General features: G+C 69.8%; 12 protein-coding genes. 8 read left to right on the forward strand and 4 right to left on the reverse strand.

All coding sequences use genetic code 11. The annotated features are described in order from the left end of the window. Positions 1 to 80 precede the first annotated feature (80 nt). Positions 81 to 494, forward strand: a complete 414-nt coding sequence (locus DDJ31_RS28970; protein WP_127177446.1) for a winged helix-turn-helix transcriptional regulator — start codon at positions 81 to 83, stop codon at positions 492 to 494. 59 nt (positions 495 to 553) lie between these two features. Here the strand turns inward: DDJ31_RS28970 and DDJ31_RS28975 are convergent, their stop codons facing one another. From DDJ31_RS28975 to DDJ31_RS28985, 3 genes are all read right to left on the reverse strand, one after another. Further along, positions 554 to 1,180 carry a TetR/AcrR family transcriptional regulator gene (locus tag DDJ31_RS28975; protein ID WP_127177445.1) on the reverse strand — a complete coding sequence of 209 codons (627 nt, stop codon included), beginning with the start codon at positions 1,178 to 1,180 and terminating at the stop codon, positions 554 to 556. Between the two features lie 183 nt (positions 1,181 to 1,363). Beyond that, positions 1,364 to 2,755 carry an amidase gene (locus DDJ31_RS28980; RefSeq protein ID WP_127177444.1) on the reverse strand — a complete coding sequence of 464 codons (1,392 nt, stop codon included), beginning with the start codon at positions 2,753 to 2,755 and terminating at the stop codon, positions 1,364 to 1,366. After that, positions 2,742 to 2,951 (reverse strand): hypothetical protein, encoded by a 210-nt coding sequence (locus DDJ31_RS28985; protein ID WP_127177443.1) that lies wholly within the window; start codon positions 2,949 to 2,951, stop codon positions 2,742 to 2,744. The genes DDJ31_RS28980 and DDJ31_RS28985 overlap by 14 nt, the downstream gene beginning before the upstream one ends. 414 nt (positions 2,952 to 3,365) lie before the next feature. Here DDJ31_RS28985 and DDJ31_RS28990 point away from each other — a divergent pair, with 414 nt between their 5' ends. The 3 genes from DDJ31_RS28990 to DDJ31_RS29000 all read left to right on the forward strand — a co-directional run bounded on the left by DDJ31_RS28990 (position 3,366) and on the right by DDJ31_RS29000 (position 8,497). Further along, a complete protein-coding gene (locus tag DDJ31_RS28990; protein ID WP_127177442.1) occupies positions 3,366 to 4,328 on the forward strand; it encodes an MBL fold metallo-hydrolase in 963 nt (320 codons plus the stop codon). A 506-nt stretch (positions 4,329 to 4,834) separates the two neighbouring features. After that, complete coding sequence (locus DDJ31_RS28995) at positions 4,835 to 5,977, forward strand: hypothetical protein (protein WP_240678048.1); 1,143 nt, start codon at positions 4,835 to 4,837, stop codon at positions 5,975 to 5,977. A gap of 516 nt (positions 5,978 to 6,493) precedes the next feature. Further along, entirely contained in the window at positions 6,494 to 8,497 is a 2,004-nt protein-coding gene (locus DDJ31_RS29000; protein ID WP_127177441.1) for an N-6 DNA methylase, read from the forward strand. 47 nt (positions 8,498 to 8,544) lie between these two features. On the opposite strand, the gene DDJ31_RS29005 is transcribed toward DDJ31_RS29000, so the two are convergent. Further along, on the reverse strand, positions 8,545 to 10,014 hold the full coding sequence (locus tag DDJ31_RS29005) for a serine/threonine-protein kinase (RefSeq protein ID WP_127177440.1): 1,470 nt from the start codon (positions 10,012 to 10,014) through the stop codon (positions 8,545 to 8,547). 205 nt (positions 10,015 to 10,219) lie between these two features. On the opposite strand from DDJ31_RS29005, the gene DDJ31_RS29010 reads away from it, so the two are divergent. The 4 genes from DDJ31_RS29010 to DDJ31_RS29025 are packed head-to-tail and all read left to right on the forward strand — an operon-like array spanning position 10,220 to position 19,964. Further along, the gene (locus DDJ31_RS29010; protein ID WP_164784883.1) at positions 10,220 to 11,902 is read left to right on the forward strand and encodes a PD-(D/E)XK nuclease family protein; all 1,683 of its coding nucleotides are present in this window, start codon (positions 10,220 to 10,222) and stop codon (positions 11,900 to 11,902) included. A 56-nt stretch (positions 11,903 to 11,958) separates the two neighbouring features. Further along, positions 11,959 to 13,158 (forward strand): hypothetical protein, encoded by a 1,200-nt coding sequence (locus tag DDJ31_RS29015; protein WP_240678047.1) that lies wholly within the window; start codon positions 11,959 to 11,961, stop codon positions 13,156 to 13,158. Then, positions 13,151 to 16,849 carry a hypothetical protein gene (locus DDJ31_RS29020; protein WP_127177438.1) on the forward strand — a complete coding sequence of 1,233 codons (3,699 nt, stop codon included), beginning with the start codon at positions 13,151 to 13,153 and terminating at the stop codon, positions 16,847 to 16,849. Before DDJ31_RS29015 ends, DDJ31_RS29020 begins: the two co-directional genes overlap by 8 nt. Before the next feature lie 31 nt (positions 16,850 to 16,880). Beyond that, positions 16,881 to 19,964 carry a pPIWI_RE module domain-containing protein gene (locus DDJ31_RS29025; RefSeq protein ID WP_127177437.1) on the forward strand — a complete coding sequence of 1,028 codons (3,084 nt, stop codon included), beginning with the start codon at positions 16,881 to 16,883 and terminating at the stop codon, positions 19,962 to 19,964. The last annotated feature ends 102 nt before the right edge of the window (positions 19,965 to 20,066 follow it).

Raw genomic sequence — 20,066 nt, forward strand, 5'->3', positions numbered from 1 at the left:
CTGTCTCCTACCGTGGTTCTCTTCAGTGACTACGGTGCGATCTTCAACCGGCCCCGATCGCCCCACAAGGAGGCAGTTTCGTGTCAGTGAGGCACACCGAGGTAACCGCTGAACTCGAACCCTGCGGGCAGCGGGACCACCCCGACTGCGGGATCCGCGACGTCCTCGACCGGGTCGGTGACAAGTGGTCGGTCCTCGTCATCGTCGAGCTCGCCAACGGCCCGCGACGATTCCGGCAGGTGCAGCGCGCCATCGACGGGATCTCCCAGCGCATGCTGACCCTCACGGTGCGCCGGCTGGAGCGGGACGGCCTGGTCCTGCGGACCGTCTATCCGACCGTGCCGGCCCAGGTCGACTACCGGCTCACCGAAACGGGCGCGAGCCTGACACACCTGGTCAAGGCCCTCGCCGACTGGTCACTCGAACACCGGGGCCACATCGCCCGCGCCCGTGAGACCTACGACAGCGAGCACCCCGACAACGAGATCCGCTGATCGGCGGCCCGTCGTCGTCCTTCGCGGTCCGGCGGTGCGGCGGTGCGGCGGTCCGGCGGTCAGGGGCCGGTCGGGCCGCTCGGGTCGCTCGGGTCGCGCGGGCCGTTCTGGCCGTTCGGGTCGCTCGGGTCGCTCGGGTCGAGAAGCTCCGCCACGAGTCGGCGCGCGTACGCGGCGTCGAGTCCGTCCGGACGGAAGAGGATGCGGTACATCATGGGCGCGACGACGCGGTCGACGACCGTCTCGACATCGGGCGTCCTCTCCCCACGTTCAGCTGCTCGGGTGAGGATGAAGGTGATCTGGTCGGCGGCGTAGGCCGAGCACTGGCCGGCGTTGCTGCCGTCCGGGTCGCCGAGCAGGGCGTCGCGGATGTACGCGCGACCGGCGGGATGGGCCATCTCGTCGAGGAACTGCTCGGCCCAGGCCGTCAGGTCGGATGCCAGGGAGCCGTGGTCCCCCGGCGCGGTATCGGGCCGCAGACGCATGACCGCCACGTCCGACAGCAGCTCCTGCAGGTCCCCCCAACGGCGGTAGATCGTCGACGGCGTCACCCCCGCGCGCTGGGCGACCAGCGGCACGGTCAGGGCGGCCCGGCCCACTTCCGAGGCGAGTTCGTGCACGGCGGCGTGGACCGATGCCTGCACCCGGGCGCTGCGCCCACCGGGGCGCACCATCTGCCTGCTCATGGAACCCACCTTAAGGCGAAATCGTTGCGTCTAGCGACCGTCCGTCTCCGTACGAAGAACCGGTCGCTCGTGCGACGACCTTCCCACCACGCGCCGTGTACGCACTGCCACCTCCCGCAGACCGTGCCAGGAGCGGCGCCTTCGGCCCGGACGGTACGGTTCGGCCGGGCCGGAAGCACCCGTTCAGGCCGCGCGTGCGAGCTGGCGGGCCGGTTGGCTCTGCTCGTAGGCGTGGCCGACTCGCAGGAGCACCTTCTCTCCGAGCGGTCGCCCGAGCAGCTGCATGCCGATCGGCAGCCCCGCCGCGTCGTGGCCGACCGGCACCGACAGGGACGGCAATCCGGTGATGTTGGCAGGGGCCGAAAGGCGCACGTAGGCGTCGGAGACCCCCTCGACCGTGCCGTCGGCCCAGGTGATCGTCTCCTGACCGGCCTTGACCGCGGTCGCCGGGACGGTGGGGGCGGCGACCAGGTCGACGTCCCGCAACAGGCGCGCCCATTCCCGCCGCATGAGGGTCCGGGCGCGCTGGGCCCGGAGGTAGTCCCCGGCGGGCATCAGTTCGCCGGCCTCTAGGAGGATTCGGACGTCGGCCTGGTACAGCTCGGGGACCGTGCGCAGACTGGTCTCGTGGTAGGCGGTCGCCTCGGGCACCATCAGGCCCCACTGAGTGGCGCGGATGTAGCGGGTCATGGGGATCTCGACGTCGACGAGGTGTGCGCCGAGGGCCCGAAGCCGGTCGATCGCGCGCCGTACGGCGGCTTCCACCTCGGCATCGACGTGGTCGAAGAAGTAGGTGCGGGGCACGCCCACGCGCAGGCCCGTCAGGTCCGCGCCGGCGACCGGCCGGTACTCCGTGCCGGGTGCGGTCAGGGAGGCGGGATCGCGGGGGTCGTGTCCTGCCAGGGCCGCCAGGACCAGGGCCGCGTCCTCGACGGTGCGGGTGATCGGGCCGACGTGGTCCAGTGACCAGGACAGCGACGTGACGCCGTGCCGGGGGACGAGGCCGTACGTCGGCTTGAAGCCGACCACCCCGTTCAGCGCGGCGGGCACCCGGATCGATCCGCCGGTGTCGGTGCCCAGGGTGAAGGTGGCGGTGCCCGCGGCGACGGCGACGGAGGATCCGCCGCTGGAGCCGCCGGCGACCCGGCCGGTGTCCCAGGCGTTGTTGGTCTGCGGGGTGGTCAGCCCGTAGGCGAACTCGTGGGTGTGGGTCTTGCCGACCAGGACGGCTCCGGCCGCCGACAGGCGTGCGGCGACGGTGCTGTCGGCCTCCGCGCGGTGGTCGGCCCGGACCCGGGAGCCGGCCGACGTCGCCTCGCCGGCGACGTCGATCACATCCTTGAGACCCATCGGGATGCCGTGCAGCGGACCGCGGTAGCGGCCGGCCGCGATGTCGTTCTCGGCCTCGCGCGCGGCCCGGCGGGCGCGCTCCGCGGTGACGGTGACATAGGCCCGAAGGTGCGGGTCCACCTGTTCGACGCGCTCCAGGACCGAGTCGGCCAGCTCGACGGGGGAGAGCCGCCGAGCCCGGATCGCGTCGGCGGCCGCGCTCAGGGACAGTTCATACGGCCGCATCGTGCGTCCCCTGTTCGGCGCGGTAGGCAGGGGCGGGCGGCGTGTCCCCGAAGTCCAGCTCCCGCAGGACCGCGACGACCGAGTGGATGTGGTTGGCGGTGGCCGCGACCGCGGCGTGGCGGTCGGCCGGCAGCGGGAGCCCGGTACGGGCGGCCCAGCGGGCGGCTTCCGGCGGGGTGAGTTCAGCGGAGGACATGGACTTCTCTCTCCTCGGTCGGGGCCGGAGGGACGAGGCAACCGGCCAAAAGCTAAAAGTTGGCGTTAGTCGACGGTAGGACCTACCGTGACTTAAAGCAAACTGATTGCGTTTAGCGCTGAGGAATCCCATGTCCCGCTGTCACCCCGCCCGCGCACAGTCACATTCCAGCCACCCGGGAGCCCACGGCCGAACCGCCGAGCGCAAGGCGCCCTTCGCCCTGGACGCCTCGATCCTGGCGGCCCTCCGCACGGGCCCTCCGTGCGGCATCAGCGCGCCGACGCCGCTGCACCCCCGCTACCGGGACGCCCGCTCGCCGCCCCAGCCCCGGCAGCACTCGCCCTGTCGAGACGCACGGCGGCCCGCAACGCACACGACAACCGTCCGTATCAAGACCCGAGGGAACGACCGACCATGAGCGCTCCATCGAGCACGGGACCGACCGCCGACCCGGCCACCGAACCGACCACCGACGCGACCGCCGACCCGACCGCCGCCCCCTGCTGGACCGTGGGCGACGTCACCGTTCACCGCGTCGACGAGGTCCTGCTGCCGCCCGCCACCGGACCGTGGCTGCTGCCCGGCGCCACCCCGGACGTCGTCGCCGGGCAGGATTGGTTGCGCCCCCACTTCGCCGACGACGAGGGCGTCCTGCGCATCGACAGCCACAGCTTCGCGTTCACCGTCGGCGGGCTGCGCGTCCTGGCGGACACCGGCATCGGCAACGGCAAGGAGCGGGCCAACCCCGCCTGGCACAACCTGAACACCGACTACCTACAGCGCCTCACGGCGGCCGGCTTCCCCCCGGACTCCGTCGACCTGGTGATCCTCACCCACCTGCACGCCGACCACGTCGGCTGGAACACCCGCGAGGTGAACGGAGAGTGGGTTCCCACCTTCCCCAACGCCCGCTACATCACCTCGCGCGTCGAGCGAGAGTTCTGGGCCGGGTACGACATGGAGGAGGCGCGCGAGCAGATGTTCCGCGACTCCGTGATCCCGGTGGAGGACGCGGGGCTGCTCGACCTCATCGACGTCCCGGCAGACGGCGTCGAAGTCGTCCCGGGCCTGCGACTGATCCCCACCCCCGGGCACACCCCCGGCCACATCGCCCTTGAGCTGACCAGCCGCGGAGACACGGCACTGATCACCGGTGACTGCATCCACCACCCCGTACAGCTCGCCCACCCGACCATCGGCGCCTGCGTCGACATAGAGCCTGAGCGGTCCGAGACCTCGCGCCGCAAGCTGCTCGGTCGGCTCGCCGGCACGGACACCCTCGTCCTGGGCACCCACTTCGCGCCGCCCACCGCCGGCCGGGTCGTCACTCATGAGGGCGCCTACCGGCTCTCACCGGCCCCCGCCGACTCGCCCTGACCGGCGAGGTCCAGCCCTCACATGAAGTTCGTCACCAGAACCGGCGGCGACGGTCCGACCGCACACTCCGGACCCGGCAAATGGACCGGCTCGCCGCAGGAGCGCAGCGTGGCTCGTCACCCGTCGCGGTCCCAAAGTCCCTGAAATGTCGCAGAGTTGCCGCCGCACCCTTTCCCTACCCTCGGCTCAGCGGGTCGGGAAAGGGCGCGGCGGCACTCGCGCATCAAATGTCCCGGAAGAGACCAGGGAGTGCGGTGACCTGCCGCGATGAGTAGCTGATGGTGGCTGACCTGGGCGAATGGCCTTTCAGCTGTTTCACGTTCGTGCCGGTTGATGGGGCCGGAAGTCCCAGAAAAGTCCCAGAGGGCTCCCACCGCTGACGGCCGCCCTTTCAGCTCTGTACGCCACTGCGAGCTCGACGAACGCCCTGTTACCGACGAGGGTGCTGCACCTTGTCGTCGGGTGACTGGCGCTCGGTAGATGCCTTGCGGGATCGTAGGTTCCTGATGATCGACAATGACTGTGTGGTCGCTGGCGGCAGTGAGCCGGCGGTGTCCGCCAAGCCTGGGGCACCCTACAGCGAGGGGCCCGTCGCGCTGGCCCGGCGTGCCAAGGCGCAGGAACTGGTTAAGCGGCTCATCACTGAGGGACGCATCCGGATCACTGCTCCCGATGACAACGCGGTCGCGGAGTGGCGGCGTGTCGTCAACTATGCGAAGCGGCACGGCCTGGAACCGGAAGGCAAGCGCATCGAGAAGCTCCCGTACGGCGGGCCGGGGCTGGAGTTGTTCCTCGCGGAGGGACCGCATCCCAACGCACGGAGTCAGAGGCCGAAGGAAGACGGGGGTCTGGTGCCTGTCCCCACGCGACTGGGGCACTTGCACCCGATGGTGACAGCGCTCAAAGAGGATCAGCGCCGACTGGTCATGCCGTCTGCGCTGCGCCGTAGGTCGCTCCTGCTGTTGCAGGGACTGGCGGCTGAGGCGGTCCGGCGAGGATACGAGGTGCGGAAGGCCGGGTCGTGTTGCTACCCGCGCGAGGGCGGAGTGGACGTCGCTGTCGACGGCTTCGCGTATACCGTCACCGTCAGACAGGAGTTCCCGGAGTCCAAAGATCCGGAGCGCTCCGTTCGTCTCGTCGTGGAGCTAGTCCATGGCCTGACTGGTCGGCCCGGTCGCTGGCGGGATCGGAAGACCCGGAAGCTCGAAGAAGCCCTGGGCGTGATCCTTGGAGAGATCGAGGCGCGGGCGGTAGAGGACGCTCGGCGTAGACAGGAGGGGCAGCAGGCCGACGTAGAACGCGAACTTCGTTGGCAAGCGGCCATGGATGTGGCGAAGGAACGAGCTGTTCGTGAACAGCTTGCCCAGGCGCTGCGGGAAGAGGCCGCGCGCTGGCAAGAGGCCGCTGCCCTCAGTGCGTACTGCATGGCATTGGAACGTCGCATCGGCGAGTTGAACGGTGTTGTGGACGAGTCGGCTCTGGGCTCGGCTCGACTGTGGTTGGAGTGGGCAAGGGAGTACGTGAGGTCAATCGACCCCTTGACCCCGCTTCCTGAACTGCCGCACACCCGTGAGCCCACGCGTGAGGAACTCAAGCCATTTCTCAGGGGTTGGAGTCCCGATGGACCGGAGCGTCTAGGCGGACGGTGACGCCCGCGTGAGCAGCGGGCCGACGTGTTGCCGATGACGCATCATGTGGAGTGCGTGGCGATTCCTGAACGGGCGGTTAAAGGGACCGCGATGATGTTCTTGAAGGCCGTGACGATGATAGAGGCGAAGCTGTCCACGGGGCTGTCCCCGGTGGCTAGGGTCGGCCAGCGGGTGCTGCTGCCGGGCCCCGTTCGTCCAGCCGAAGCCGGGGACGGGGTCATGCCTTCGGCACCGTCAGCGTACGCACGGCCGGAACGAACGCACGAGGATTCCGTGAGCCCTCGGAGCACCAGGCCACCAGAGGCTTGGTGGCGGAGTAGCCGGGGATCCACGCAATGACCTGGGCGTCGGGAATGACAGCGGTGCGTGCGGCTCTGCTGGGCACGGCTCTCGTACACCCCTGGGCCTGAGTACATTGACAGAGTCAACGCGTAGGCTTCGCTCGTCGGCTGCACCGTGCCTCAGGTGCGTCGTTGCCCGCCATTTTCAGCTAGACCATCCCTGAAACGAGAGACCATGGAGCAGCACGATGAACCGGTCACGCTCAGCCTTGCAGGGATCGCGCGGCTTGCCGGAGTCGGTCGTGCCGCCGTGAGCAACTGGAGGCGGCGGCACAGTGACTTCCCGGAGCCGGTCGGCGGCACGGACGCCAGCCCTTTGTTCTCCCTGGCGGATGCGGAGTCCTGGCTTCTTCGGCACGGCAAGATCGACGAGTCCTCCAGTGGCTGGGACCGTCTCTGGCCGCGGATCGAGGACCTCGGCGACCGGGACGGGATGGCCCATCTACTGGCCTCGGCGGGGGAGCGCCTGGCGATCCCGGCGATGAACCCGCCGCGCGGAGCCCCGGAACTCAGTGCTGCCGACCGGAGGGTGGCGGACGAGGTTGTGCGGCTGGCCCTTCGTCAGTCGCCGAAGGAAGCCTTCGCCGTGCTGCTGGATCGTTGGCACGCTGTCCACGTACGTCAGTTGATCGTCAGTCCCCGCCAACTGGCGGACACCATGGTGGCTCTGGCGGCCGAACTCCGTGACGGCAGTGCGCCGGTGCGGCGGGTGCTGGACCCTGCGTGCGGAATGGGTTCGCTCCTGGCTGCGTCCGGTCGCCGGTGGTCGGGGCAGGTACCTCCGCCTGCGCTGGCAGGTGTCGACAACGATGCTGCTGTGGCTCGCCTGACCCGAGCCAGGTTGGCGCTGGAGTTCCCGGGCTGTGAGCGACACGTGCAGTCTGGGGACACACTGCTTGATGCCCCCCTGCGGCATGCCTCCCGCGCCGACGTGGTTCTGAGCTATCCACCGTCCAACGAGCGTGCCTGGGGCCACGACGAACTGGCGACCGATCCTCGCTGGACGTATGGCACGCCACCACGGACCGAGCCTGAGCTGGCGTGGGTGCAGCACTGTCTGTCCGTGCTGGAACCTGGGGGAGTAGCAGTGCTGGTCCTACCACCGGGTGTCGCTTCGCGTCGGGCCGGACGGCGAATTCGGGCGGGGTTGGTGCGCACCGGAGCCGTGCGAGCCGTAGTCGCGCTGCCGCCCGGGAGCGCGCCGCCGCATGGGGTGGGATTGCATCTGTGGCTGCTGGCGACGCCCCGTGAACACTCCGCGGAGGAGGTAACCTTCGTGGACGCTGCGGATTGCCGGACGACCGCACTCACAGGTCGCGGCATGGCCGTCGACTGGGACGGTTTGCGTGAGCGCACCGTAGCGGCCCTGCGTGGCAGTGACCTACCTGGCGTCACACGGGTGCCGACCGCGGAACTGCTCAGCGACGAGACCGAGCTGACACCCTCTCGCCGTACTGTGACCGAGCGGTCCGTGGGGCCGGTGGAACTGCGCCGCGCCTGGACCGGCTGGGACAAGGCGCTGATGGACATGGACGATGCGGCCAAGGCCGTTCGCGAACACGAGGCGAGTGCCGCAGTGCCGGACGACTTCGGCTACACCTTCGTGGGTGATCTGGAGCGTTCCGGTGCTCTGGACGTGACGCCCGGCAAGGTTCTCGCTGACGATCTGATCCGGCAGGGAGCGCATGCCGAGGATTCTCTGCCCGTCGTCACCCCGTGGGCCGTATGGGGTGAGGAGCCATGGGTTGCCGCGGCGCAGGCCGCCGAGTTGGAGGCTGAGGGGCAGGGGGTTCTGACGTCCTTCGGCGATGTCGTGGTCGTGACCGCGGCCGGCGGATTCGACGTCTGGGTCGAGACGGCCGGACCGCGACTGCTGGGTGCCCACACCGTCCGGCTGCGGACCGACCCTGCACTGCTCGACCCGTTCTTCCTCGCTGCGTGTCTGAGCGCGCCAGGCAACGACCAGCGGGCAGGGACACGTGCCTCCTCGACCTCTCGGGTCGACGTGCGCCGACTGCGCGTCCTGCGCGCGCCGGCGACGCAGCAGCGGCGGATCGGGGAGGTTCACCGCCGACTCGTCCGGTTCCGGGAGGCGGTGGCCGACCTGGGCAGGCACGGTGATGTGCTCTCCGCCATGTTGTCGGGGCTGCTGGCCCAGGGCAGGCTGACGGAGGAGTGAGGGGCGGGGCTCAGGCAGAGGCAGGGCCCCGGTTTCCGCGGAGTTCGTCAAGCTGGCCCTCGCAGGCGATCTAGCAGCTTGCAGATTGCCTCGGGCAGCGCCGGGGGCACTTCACCTTGCCTCGCGTCCAGAACAAGTTCCTTCACTTCGACTCCTACTTCCCGGCAGAGTTCCAGGGTCTGGCGGGAAGGTCCTGGCCCGGGCCAGGACGCGAGTTCCTCGGCCAGCTCCAGCCAGATGTCGGCCACCGCCTGGACCGGGCTCCTTTCCGCAGTCATCACCTGGACCGCGCCGAGCCGTGCCCGTGCTCGCAGTTCACCGGTATCCGTGCCGGTCGATGCGTCCGCGAGCCGCCTGGCGACATCCCGGCAGATGCGGCCCGCGGAGGCAGTCTCTCCGCGCAGCATCTGAGCACGGGCCACGACGAGGCGCGCGCTCTGCACCTCGCGGACCGCCCCAGGAAGGCACTGCTCGGCGCGCAGCAGCATGGTGGCCAGCTCGTCGACGGCCTTGTCCGGTTCGCCGCGTTCGATTTCCATCTCGGCCTCGGCGCACAGATTTCGGAGCGCAGACCGGGTGGGACCGCCGACGGGTCGGCGATGCACCCGAGGGCGGCGCGGACCCGTCGGCGGTGCTTCTGAGAGCGGGGCCGCAGCGGTCTCCGGGGCGCGATGGGGCAGGGTCGGGTCCGGGTCGAGGACGGGGCGTGGAGAGGGGGCGCCCGGCGAGGGCAGCAGAGGCCGCCAGATCTCAAGCGCCAGTTCCAGGGGCGGCCGATTGGCGGGCGACTTGGCGAGCATACGGTCCGTGATGTCCACGATCTCGGAGGGCAAGCCGGGGACGTCGTCGCTGAGCAGCGGCGGCCGCTCCTCGCAGTGCAGGCGGGCCAAGTCGTAGTCGGAGTGGCCTGCCTCGAAAACCAGCCGTCCGGTTACCATCTGGAACGCGATGCAGGCGACACTGTAGAGGTCGGCCTCCGAGCCCGGGTTGCGTTCGCCGCGGTGGATCTCCGGGGCCATGTAGCCGATCGTGCCGGGCGTCCGTCCGTTGGTGTACCGGGTGGCCGCCGGATCTTTCGGCAGGGCGATGCCGAAGTCGGTGAGGTATACGACGCCGTCGCGTCGGGCCAGCAGGATGTTGGCTGGCTTGACGTCTCGGTGCACCACGCCCGCGCCGTGCACCCGACCGAGTACTTCCAGCAGCGGGACGATCACACACGCCGCAGCCGAGAGGGTGGGCCTGTTTCGGGTCAGGAAAGCATGCAGGTCATCGCCGTCGACGTACTCTGTGACGAGGTACGGGCGCGGCGGGGAGAGATCGGCGTGGACGAAGGCTGGTACGCCGCGGCCACCGAAGCGTTGGTGCATTTCGCACTCGCGGTCGAAACGCCGTAGTTCTTGTGGGGTGGGAGTCCGGTACCCGCGCAGAGTGGCCTCCGGATCTCGAGGCCACAGGAACTTCACCGCGACCGGCCGCTCGGCATGCCTGTCGTCGGTCGCCCGATAGACGACCCCCATGCCACCCCAGGCGCCTTCGCCAGCGCGGCTGAATCTGCCCGCGAGCTTCTTCCCCGCCGGCCATGGCTCCACCACGCACACTCCCTGCCTCTCCTGGCGAACCGTCAGACATCAAGCTACAGGAGATTCTTGCGTGCCTTGACTTTGTTCACAGAGCTCTGTCACGGTGATGCTCTCACCGTCGAGACTGCAAGGAGTCGGCACCGTGCAGCCCTGGGACAACCCTCCCGGTACGGTCGGCGTCGGGCGCCTGGCCCGCATCCCGGTCCGCCATCTGCGCGACGAGGAGCCCGGTTGTCCGATGAACCGTGCTCTCAGTGTTCGCCGCGACGTGTTCGCTGCGGAACGGGTTTCGTCCAAGACTCCACGCGAGGAGTTCCCGTTCGCGCTTGTGCAGGAACTGCTCGATCAACTGGAGTCCGGCGCGGCGCAGAGCATCGAAGAGGCCATGGAGCGGTGTAGCCGGACGCGGTCTCGGTGCCTGCCGCAGCACGTGACCTGGTCGGCGGCGGCCGCGGAGCGTTACCTCGACGCCCGCCGCAGGGACCAGGAAAGCCGCGACGGCGCCGACGTTCCGCGCACGTTCCGCGCTCCGGACGCATGGATCGCATTCCGCACGCTTGAGGAGCCCGACGAGCGCGGCATCACCGACTACGAGCGCACTGTCTGGGGGAGGCAGTACGTCTCGGACGACGCGACGCTGCGCGAACTCGTGATTCCCGCCAAAGGAGGCGCCAAAGAGCGACTCCCGCTGCCCGAACTCGCCGCTGTCGCCTCTGTGCTGTATTACGGGACTCCGGCCCGCATCCCTTCCTTCGAGCATCACTCCCCAGCCCTCAGGCACCCGGCGCCGCCGCCGCGGCCAGAACGTGTCCGGGTCTACTCCGCCGGACTCACCGAAGGCCGGGTCCGTCTTCTGCGCACAACGGAGACTGACGTCTTCGCGGACTGGACCGCTGAAGAGATCATGGACTTGCACGAGCAGCACGTTGTGCCCCGGCTCGGCCGTGTCCTCGACAGCCGTGAACGCATCGCCGGTGCCCATTGCGCGGGTTGCAAGGCGTTACCCGAGTGCTCCGTCGTACCGCGGGTGCCCGCTCTCCTCGTGTTCCCACCTCCCACGCGGCCTCGTAAGCGGCGCACGGTATCGGTCAGCGACTTGAGAGCACACCACGACTGTCCCGCCCGCTACCACCTGACCCGCGTACTCAAGCTCCCGAGCTCCGTGCAGGAGAACGAGGCCGTGCGCAGAGGCCGGGCCGTCGACAGATGGCTCAACGTCCGACACGCCTCGGCGGATGCCCCGCCGTGCCGCGAAGTGCCTCTGCCCGCAGACCTGCCCGGCCTCACAGACGACGAGCTGGCCCCCGCCCTCGGCATGCTCCGGGCCCACCGGGCCAGGTGCCCGCTCGATAATCCGGCGGCGACGCGGTTCCGCCCGCAGCATCGAGTGATGGCCCACGACCCGCAGTCCGACGTTATGGTCATCGCCTCGTGCGATCTTGTCTACGAGGAACGCGGTGGCGTAGTCGTTCGCGAGACCAAGACCAGCGCGTTTCCACCGGGCGGCCGGTCCGTTCTGCTGGAGAAGCATCCGCAACTCGCCCTCTCGGTACTGCTTCTGGAGGCCGGCGTGCTCGGCGGCGATTCGCGACGGTCCCGGGTGGAACTGGAGATCCTGCGCCCGGACGGGGTGTCTCTTGAGGAGTTCGATCCGGGCGATGAGGGCACGGTCGAGCACGCCCGTACCGTCCTTGCCTCGTACACCGTGCCCTGGTCCGTCGAGACCCGCTACGACGCGGTGCCCCGGCCCGGTTACGACTGCACGGGCTGCGAGGCGCTGTCCTGGTGTGCCACTGGTAAAGAGCGCGCGACTGCCGCAGGTTGAGCAAAGTTGACGTTTTCTCCGTCATGTCGCTTGTCGCACCACCTGGAGTGAAACCCGTGCACGCGAGTCCCGTTGCCACCTTCGATTCGTCCGCCGAAACGCTCGATGCCTGGGCTGCCCATGACGGCGTGCCGCTGCTGGCCACCGTGGCCCGGGCCCTGTGTGTCCTGGACCACACCACTGGGTTGGATGCCTTCTGTCTTCCGTACCCTCCCGTCGTCCAACTCGCCCTGGACCGGGCGGTCGTCGCCTGGCTGCGCGGCGGACTCCGGCCACCCGCCTCACTTGCCGAACTCGTCCAACGGTGTGCCGACATCCCGTTGGAGGACTGGCCGCTGTCGCTGCCGTCGGACGCTGTCGGCCCGGACGACGTTCTGCTCGACCCGTACTCGCATCGCCCCACCCAGTTGTGCCATGAGTGGAGCGACTGGGAACGTTCGGCGCCCGACCCGGCTGTGCGGCATCGCGACCAGCAGGTGATGCGGACCGCTCTGGACCGCTGCCGCAGCCACGGAGAGGAGGACGCATACACCGAGTTCCGCAGCCTGCTGGTGCGGCGGCCGGTGCTGACTGCCCAGGAACTCTTTGCCCTGCACGGCGACTTCACGCTGGAGCCGGTCTGGGAGCTCATCGACCTGATCTACCCGGAGGTCCCTCTTTCCTGGAGCCGGGACGGTTGCTACGCGGTGTGCGGCCGCTGCGGAACACTGCTGACGCCGCTTGCGGGCGGAGAATGGTGGTGCGAGCGGGATCGCTGCCGACGGCAGGGAGACCCGCCGGTCGGCCGTCTGATCGAAGCGGCTCACGCCGGCACGGTGTACCAGCTGGAGCGCCCGCTGCGCCGACACGTCACCGGGCCCGGACTGGCCGAGGTGGAACTGGAGCACCGGCTTACCGGTCTGGGCCTCGACGTCACCATGTGGCCCGGTTTCGACGCCTACGACTTGCTGGTGGTCTTCCCCGACGGCCACCGCTGGGCCGTCGACGTCAAAGACTGGGCGCACCCGGCCTTCCTCGGCCGAGCCGCCCGCCCCGTGCGGCCTGAGCCTCCGTATGACGAGGCGTTCTGGGTAGTACCTGTCTACCGGGTACGCGAGCGCCCCGGCTATCAGCAGGCGTTTCAGCGAGCCCGACCCGCGGCGGCGGCTGCCGTACGCCTGCTCACCGACGACGAATTGACTCGGGCTGCCCGGATGCGACTGGCCGAGCCGCGCCGTGGCACCCGCGCTGACAGCCAGGAGGGCACAGATGCGTGACGAGAAAGCCTGGTGCGAGGCGGTAGCGGGGGAGTTGAGGGACGAATGGCCGGAGGCCGGTGCCCCGGACGGGTTCGGGCCGGTCGAGTTGTGCCGCGTCGAGCTGGGGCTGCGACTGCTCGAACGGCTTGCCCCTACGGCGGATGCCGTGGACGCCTATGCGCTGTTCGGCGGTTATCCGTTCGCGCATCGCGCCGGGCTGGCGCAACATCCGTGGCAGCGCATGGCCCTCGCCGCCGCCCGGCACCTCCTGTGGCCGCTGCGGCGGCGCGCCTGGCGGCAGGCTCTGGACGCCTACCGGTCGGTCGCCAACAGGCTGCGGGCTTACGAGCTGCCGCCGGCCGGAACCACTGGCAGTCCCCGTCCCGTGGTGCCGATGGTGGCCGGGCGCCGGATGGACGTCTACGACCAGGCCCTCAGCCGGCTGCCGGACCTGGTCACCCGTGCCCTCAAACCGGCCCCCGCAGGGACGAGTTCCTTTCAGGAACGCCGCCGCAACGCCTCGGTCACCATTCCCGAGGAACTCGTCCGTGCCAATCCACCCGGCCATGACCTCGCCGCAGGACGGCCCGGGGGCGGCGAGCCACTCAGCGTGTGTCGCGCCGAACTGCGCGCAGCGGCCCGGTGGATGGACGAGCGCGAGCGCGAGGCGGGGGTCCAGCATCCCGGTCACTGGGAACAGCGGCTGGAGGGGGTCAGGTTCGCGCCCCGCGATGCCGCGGGAAAGGACTACACCGAGGCTGACGAGGTCGAACTGGCCGGCATGGTGCACCTAGCCGGCATGGTCGGTGCTGGCAAGAGCACGTTCATGATTGTGGTGGCCGTCTGGGCCGCCCGGCGTGAGATCCCGCTGCGCACCACGCTCGTCGTCGGAGACGTCGCCGAACAGCTACGATTGTGCGGTTTTTTCGAGGCACTCGACATCGCCGTCGCGCCGGTGCTCGGCACCACTACACGCGAGCAACACGTCCAGCGGCTGCACCGGCGGCTCTCCGCCCGAGGGTTCGACAACCTCCTCGACCACGACGACTCCGGCTTCGACCTGCTGAGCACCGCCTGTGGAGTGAGCGGACTGCGCGGCGTGGACGGCGATCCACTGCAATACCGCGACGCACCATGCACCCGGCTGCATCCCGAGCCACAGCGCGGCCCGGTGGAACCGGAATCGGTCGTTCTGGAGCAATGGAATCCCGACCGGAGGAACACCGCACCCCGCCAGGCCCACGCCCCGGACCGCCTGCCCGGCCGCCCGCACGGTTGCCCTCTGTGGGCCGAATGCCCGCGCCACGCGGCTGCCCGCGCGCAGGTCGACGCTCTAATCTGGGTGGCCAACCCGGCCAGCCTGGTGCAGAGCCAGGTGCCCGCGCACCTTAACGACGAGCGGCTGCGTCAGCTGGAACTGGCCTGTTTGCGCAGCGACCTGATTTTCGTGGACGAGGCGGACAGCGTGCAGATGGCACTGGACCGCCTCTTCACCCCATCCGGCACGCTGGTTCGCCCCGACACCGACTCCTGGCTCGACCAGCTGAACCGCTACAAGATCGAGGAGCTGAGCAGGCGCGCCCGCCTGCCGCTGACCGACGGCCAGGTCGCCCAGTGGAACCGGGCCCTGGGGACCGTCACCCTTGCCGTCGATCCGCTCTGCGCTCTGCTGATCAAGGATGAGGACCTCCGGGAGTGGGCTGATCCCGCGTACTTCAGCCCGTGGACCCTTCAGCAGAGCCTGCTCGACGACCTGTTCCGCGATGTGACCCGGCACCACCGCGAAGGCGTGCAGTGCCAGGCGGAACGGGGGTCGTCCGCCGTGGACGACATGGTCGACGACAGCGCTGAACTCTACGAAGGCTATGACGACGTGGTGCATGAGCCCGGTCACTCCCCGAACCTCGCGCTCTCCCCGGCCCGCCGCCTGCTCGAGGAAGCCTGGGATGCCTTCCGCGACGATCCGTTCGGAGAAGGCGACGCCCCTGACCCGCTCACAGGCGTTCTCGCCGACACGGCCGACGCCCTCCTGCACCACATGGCAGCGGGCCGCACGAGGGATCGGGTGCGTGAACTGGCCGGTCAGCTCGTCGACCGGGTGACGGAGGAGGTACGGGCCGAACAGCCCGCATCCGCCACGCCCCCGCCCGAGCCGACGAAGGACTGGTGGGACGTCCTGTGCCTGCGGCTCTCCTTCCTCCTGCTGCTCAGCACCCTCCATCACAGGCTGGAGCGGCTTACCTTCCTGTGGCCGCACGTGGAGGCTGCCCTGCGACTGGATTCCCAGGGCAGGGAGCTGGCTCGGCGCGTCCCGCTGGACTACGCCCCGTTGGTGCCCGAGGCGCCCATGGGCAACATCCTCGGCTACCAGTACCTCCCGGACGGCGAGGAACGCGACGACGCCGGTCGCCGCGGCGGCACTCTGCGCTTCTTCCGGTGTGCCGGAGTTGGGCGCGAGCTGCTGCTGAACCTGAACAGCCTCGGCGCCGACCCGGCCACCGGCCTTGGTGGCCCGCACGTCGTGTTGATGTCCGGTACCAGTTGGGCCGGCGAGTCCAGCCGCGCCCACGTCCGCGTCCCTGTGAGTCTCGTCCTCAAGCCCACCGACGCGTCCCTGGCTGCCGTGGCCCGAACCTCGTTCGCCACCCGTTTCCTCTATGACCAGGACGGCCGCCCGATGAGCCTCTCCGGCACACCGCCGCGCGACCGGCTTGCCCAGGCGGTCGCGATGGCCCGGCGGCTTGGCGAACCGGGGCCGGGCGGCACGTCGGTGCTGGGGCAGGAGATCAGTCGTATCCCCGAGACGACCCGGCGCCGAGCGCTGATCCTCGTGGGCAGTTACCGGGAAGCCGCTGCGGTGGCCGAGGCACTCCAGCGGTTCGACGCCTGGCGCGGCAAGGTGAGTGCGCTTATCCCGGACGACGAGGCCCGTGGCAGCGACAGACCGGCCGGCACCGCCCCGGGGCAGCGGGACGACACTCCGGCGACGCTACGGCGTGGCGACGTCGCCCGCTTCGCCGACGATCACACCGCAGAAGTCCTAGTTGCTCCGCTTCTGGCCGTCGAGCGCGGGCACAACATCCTCAACGAGGAGGGCAAAGCGGCCTTCGGCACGGCCCTGTTCCTGGTTCGCCCGCATCCCCGCCCCGACGACCTTGACCTGTCCGTCTTCGCCGTCAACGACTGGCTGAGCGGCATGCTGCGCGACCAGCCGCGCCGCGACAGCCTCGACGGCCCGCACACGCTCACCGAACTCATGGAGAAAGAGGGATCGCTGGACGAAGCGGCCGGAGCCCTGCGCCAGCAGGGCCGCCGCGAATGGCGCCGGCTGCTCAACCGCAGGTATGCCTACAGCTCACTGCCCGCCTGGGAAAAGCGCGCTTTCGCCTGGGACCAACTCGTCACGCTCTGGCAGGTCATCGGCCGTCTGGTGCGCGGTGGAGTACCCGCCCGGGTGGTGTTCGTCGATGCCGCCTTCTCGCCTCGCCTGGCGAGACAGCTCGCACCCGGCAGCACTGGTCAGCCGTCCTCCGGGACCGATGTGCCGGGCACCGACGGCCTGCTCCACGCCCTCGCCGGCATCCTCGACCCCTACCTGACGGACCGGCCCGACACCGCCCCGCCCCACCCCGACCCGGCGGCTCGCTCTCTGGTCCGTCTCCTGTACCAGCCCTTCTACAACGCCCTGCGCACGATGACCCATCGCTGACCCCCCAACTCCGCTTGCGAGGAGCCGTCCCATGCCGCCCGTCTACCGCTCCGCCCGCACCACGGCCTGGCGTCCGGCCGACGCCTTGGCCTCTCATGCCGCGCCTTACCGCGTCCTGCCCTTCCCCGAGCAGTGGCGGGACGCCGTCCTGACCCTGTGCAACGCGCCCCGGGTGGCAGCGGGCAAGGAGCCGTGGAAGACAGCACCGACCTGGCGCCTGGAACAGGTCCTGCAGGCTTTCGCACCCGACGTCCTCGCGCTGCCACGCCCCTTCCACGACCGCGACCCGGGGGCGCCGGCCCACTGGCTGTGTGCGCCCGCCGACCTCCCCGACCCGCTCCCCGGCCCGGTCCTGGACACCGTGCTCAAGCACTGGCTGCGTGACCTGCGGCCCGAGCCCGAGTACCGCGGCCTGCTGAAGGAGACCATCGCAGAACTGGCCGCCCATCCGCCGCGCTGGGAGACCGTTCACCATGAACTCATGCCGCGTGACGCCCCGACCGATGGCGGCACCGCACGTCCGTCACCGCACCAGTACAGCCTCAGCCCCGACTGGTTGGCCCGCCGGATCCTCGCCTTGGGCCCATACCTGTACGACGGTGGGCAGCTCACGTTCCGGGCCATGCCACGTGGACCGCGTGACCAGGGTGCCCAACTTGTCTCCGAGCCAATCCGGTTCCCCGGGCCGGACGAGAAGCAGGACTCCTGGTGGTCGGTGACGCTGTCGATCACGCTCCAGACCGTGCCGTTCGACCCGCTGCCGCGCTTCAACCTCCGCTGGTCGGTTCGCCGCTGGGCCACTCGTACCAGTGCCAAGACGGGCCGCTTGCGCCTCCCGTGGGGTGCGAGCACCACCGTCCTGCTGCGTCCGCGCAGGCCGTTCCTGCCGGGCACCCCCCGCAGCGAGCGGTTCGCCGTCGCCGCTCTGGAGCGCTACTGGGACAAGGACCTGGGCGAGAAGGGCGAGTTCGCCGACCGGTGGCGCGCGGGCGGCCCCGCAGCGATGCTCGCCGGGCTACCCCTGGGCGAGCCCTTCCCGGACGCCGACGCGATTTTGACCGACCCCGCGTCTTGGCTGCGCGACGATGCCCGAGCCGGCATTCTGTACCGCACCGCGATGGGCCGGCATGATGTGGGTCCCGGCTTCATGGCACACCAGCTCTCGCAGCTCACAGCCTGGGCGGAAGGCGCCCTCACGTCCGAACTGCGCCGCGCCCCGGACCTCTCGCTGATCGACCGGGGCACACCCGCGAACATCCCCAAGGGCGACAATGAGACGGTCGAAGCGGAACGGTGCGCTCAGCGCCGGCTGGCGACGGCCTACGCGCTGGACGCTCTCGACGGCGTGGCGCGCCAGGGTGGCGCTCCCGTGCTTGAGGCACGGCTGCTGTGGCAGTCGCCGCGGCTGCGCGACGCCGCCTTGGCCTCCCTTGCCGAGCTTCTGGGTCTCAAGGGCGACGGCGGGTCCTTCACCGCACAGCAGTACGACGACGCCACGGCTGGCGCATCGGTCGTGCACGAATGGTCCGCTCCGGAGCTGACCGTGCGGGTCCACTGCCTGCGCCCGCTCGTCCCGCTCACTGAGCGTACCGCCGACAGCCTCCTTGCCCCCCTCGACCTGCCCACCGGCACCCATATCAAGGACGCCCAGGTGACAGCTGCGACAGTGGCCCGCCGCGACAGTGCCGCACAGTGGCTGGCCGCGGAACGCACCACAGAAGCTCCGGCCCTCGCCCTCGTGGAGATCGGCCGCGCTGCGTCCTATCCGAGCAGACTGCACGACCCGAAGTTCGCCATGCGACTCGGCTTCGCCAAGGCGGGCTTCGTCACACAGTTCACCACGGTGCCCGTAGCGGGCGACGAGAACGGCAAGGGGGCGGAGACAGCGTCCAGCCTGCGGCACCGCACGCTAAGTGCCTGGAACGACGGTCTGCGGCAGCTTGGCGCGCGCACTCTCCCCCGGCTCGCCGAGGACGATGGACTGCCCGACGGACTGCGGCATGCCGCACTGTGGATGGTCCGCAAGAACCGTACGACCCGGAATCGCTGGGCTGCGTACCTTCCGGTCGGCGTCATGGTCACCCCCGATCCGGCCGGCACCGGCGCGGCCCGTGTCGAAGGCTGGGACCCCGAGGCGCGCTCCGGCGCAGGCGCCTGGGTCCCCTACCCTGAACTACTGCTGAGGCTGACCACAAAAGCTGAGGTCAAGCCCGTTCTGCCCAGCCAGCGCGGCTCACTGGACGACGAGGCCGACACCTCGGAGGTGCAGACGGAAAGTGGAACCGAGCGCCCGAAACGCTACAAAGAACGCGAACGGCAGCGCCGTGAGGCCGCCGAGTGGCTCCAGGGCCTGCGTGGCTCCCTGCGCACCGCACCAACCGTCTTGTTCGCCGAGGCCCACAACGCCCGCTCGCACTGGACCTGGCTCCAGGACGGCCGGATCGAACGGGATCGACTGCAGGACGGCCTCGCTCCCGCTCGTCGCCTCGACCCCGACCTGCGGATGGTCCGGGTCCGCGCAGGCGCCCGGAACGAGACTCCGCAGTGGTGGGGGAGAGCCCCGGAGGGCAAGGCGAACGGCATCCAACAGGGCTTGTGGGTGGCAGAGGATGCCGCTGAAGACGCCCGCGTGTTCTTCAGTACGACGGCCAAGCCCGTGCAGTTCAAGCACGCGGCGGTGACCGCCGACAAGCTCTCGCCCCGGCCGATCGCTCAGGGCAAGCGCAAGGGTGAGCCCACCATCGACACCGGCCAGGCGGCCTGGATGCCGGGGCTGCTGGAGATCGCCGTCGTCGGTTGCCATCGGGACGACGGCGACGACCCGAGGTCCCTCGCGCTTCTCACCCATGTCCTGCGCCAGCCCTCGGACTACGACCAGGCCCTTGCCCTGCCTCTGCCACTCCACCTGGCCGGTCTGGCGCAGGAGTACGTCCTGCCGACACCGAAGGACGACGAGGCGGAAACGGGAGACGCAGGGGCCGCGGGCCAATCCGGTGCTTCGGACGATTTGGATGACGCGCAGGACGCATCGCCGGTGGAACAGCCTGTGCCGAACTTGGAGTTGGAGGCACCCGACGTCGACGCTGAAGGGCAGCTGCAACTGTTTGAGATGTAGGTCTGACCCGGCGGTAACGGTGGGTAACCATTATCGATCAGTCGCTGTGTCATACGGCCGGTGGCCGCCGCGCCCAGGTCAGCTGCCACGCGAGCCCGGCGC

This window comes from Streptomyces griseoviridis, from assembly GCF_005222485.1.
GTDB lineage: Bacteria > Actinomycetota > Actinomycetes > Streptomycetales > Streptomycetaceae > Streptomyces > Streptomyces hintoniae.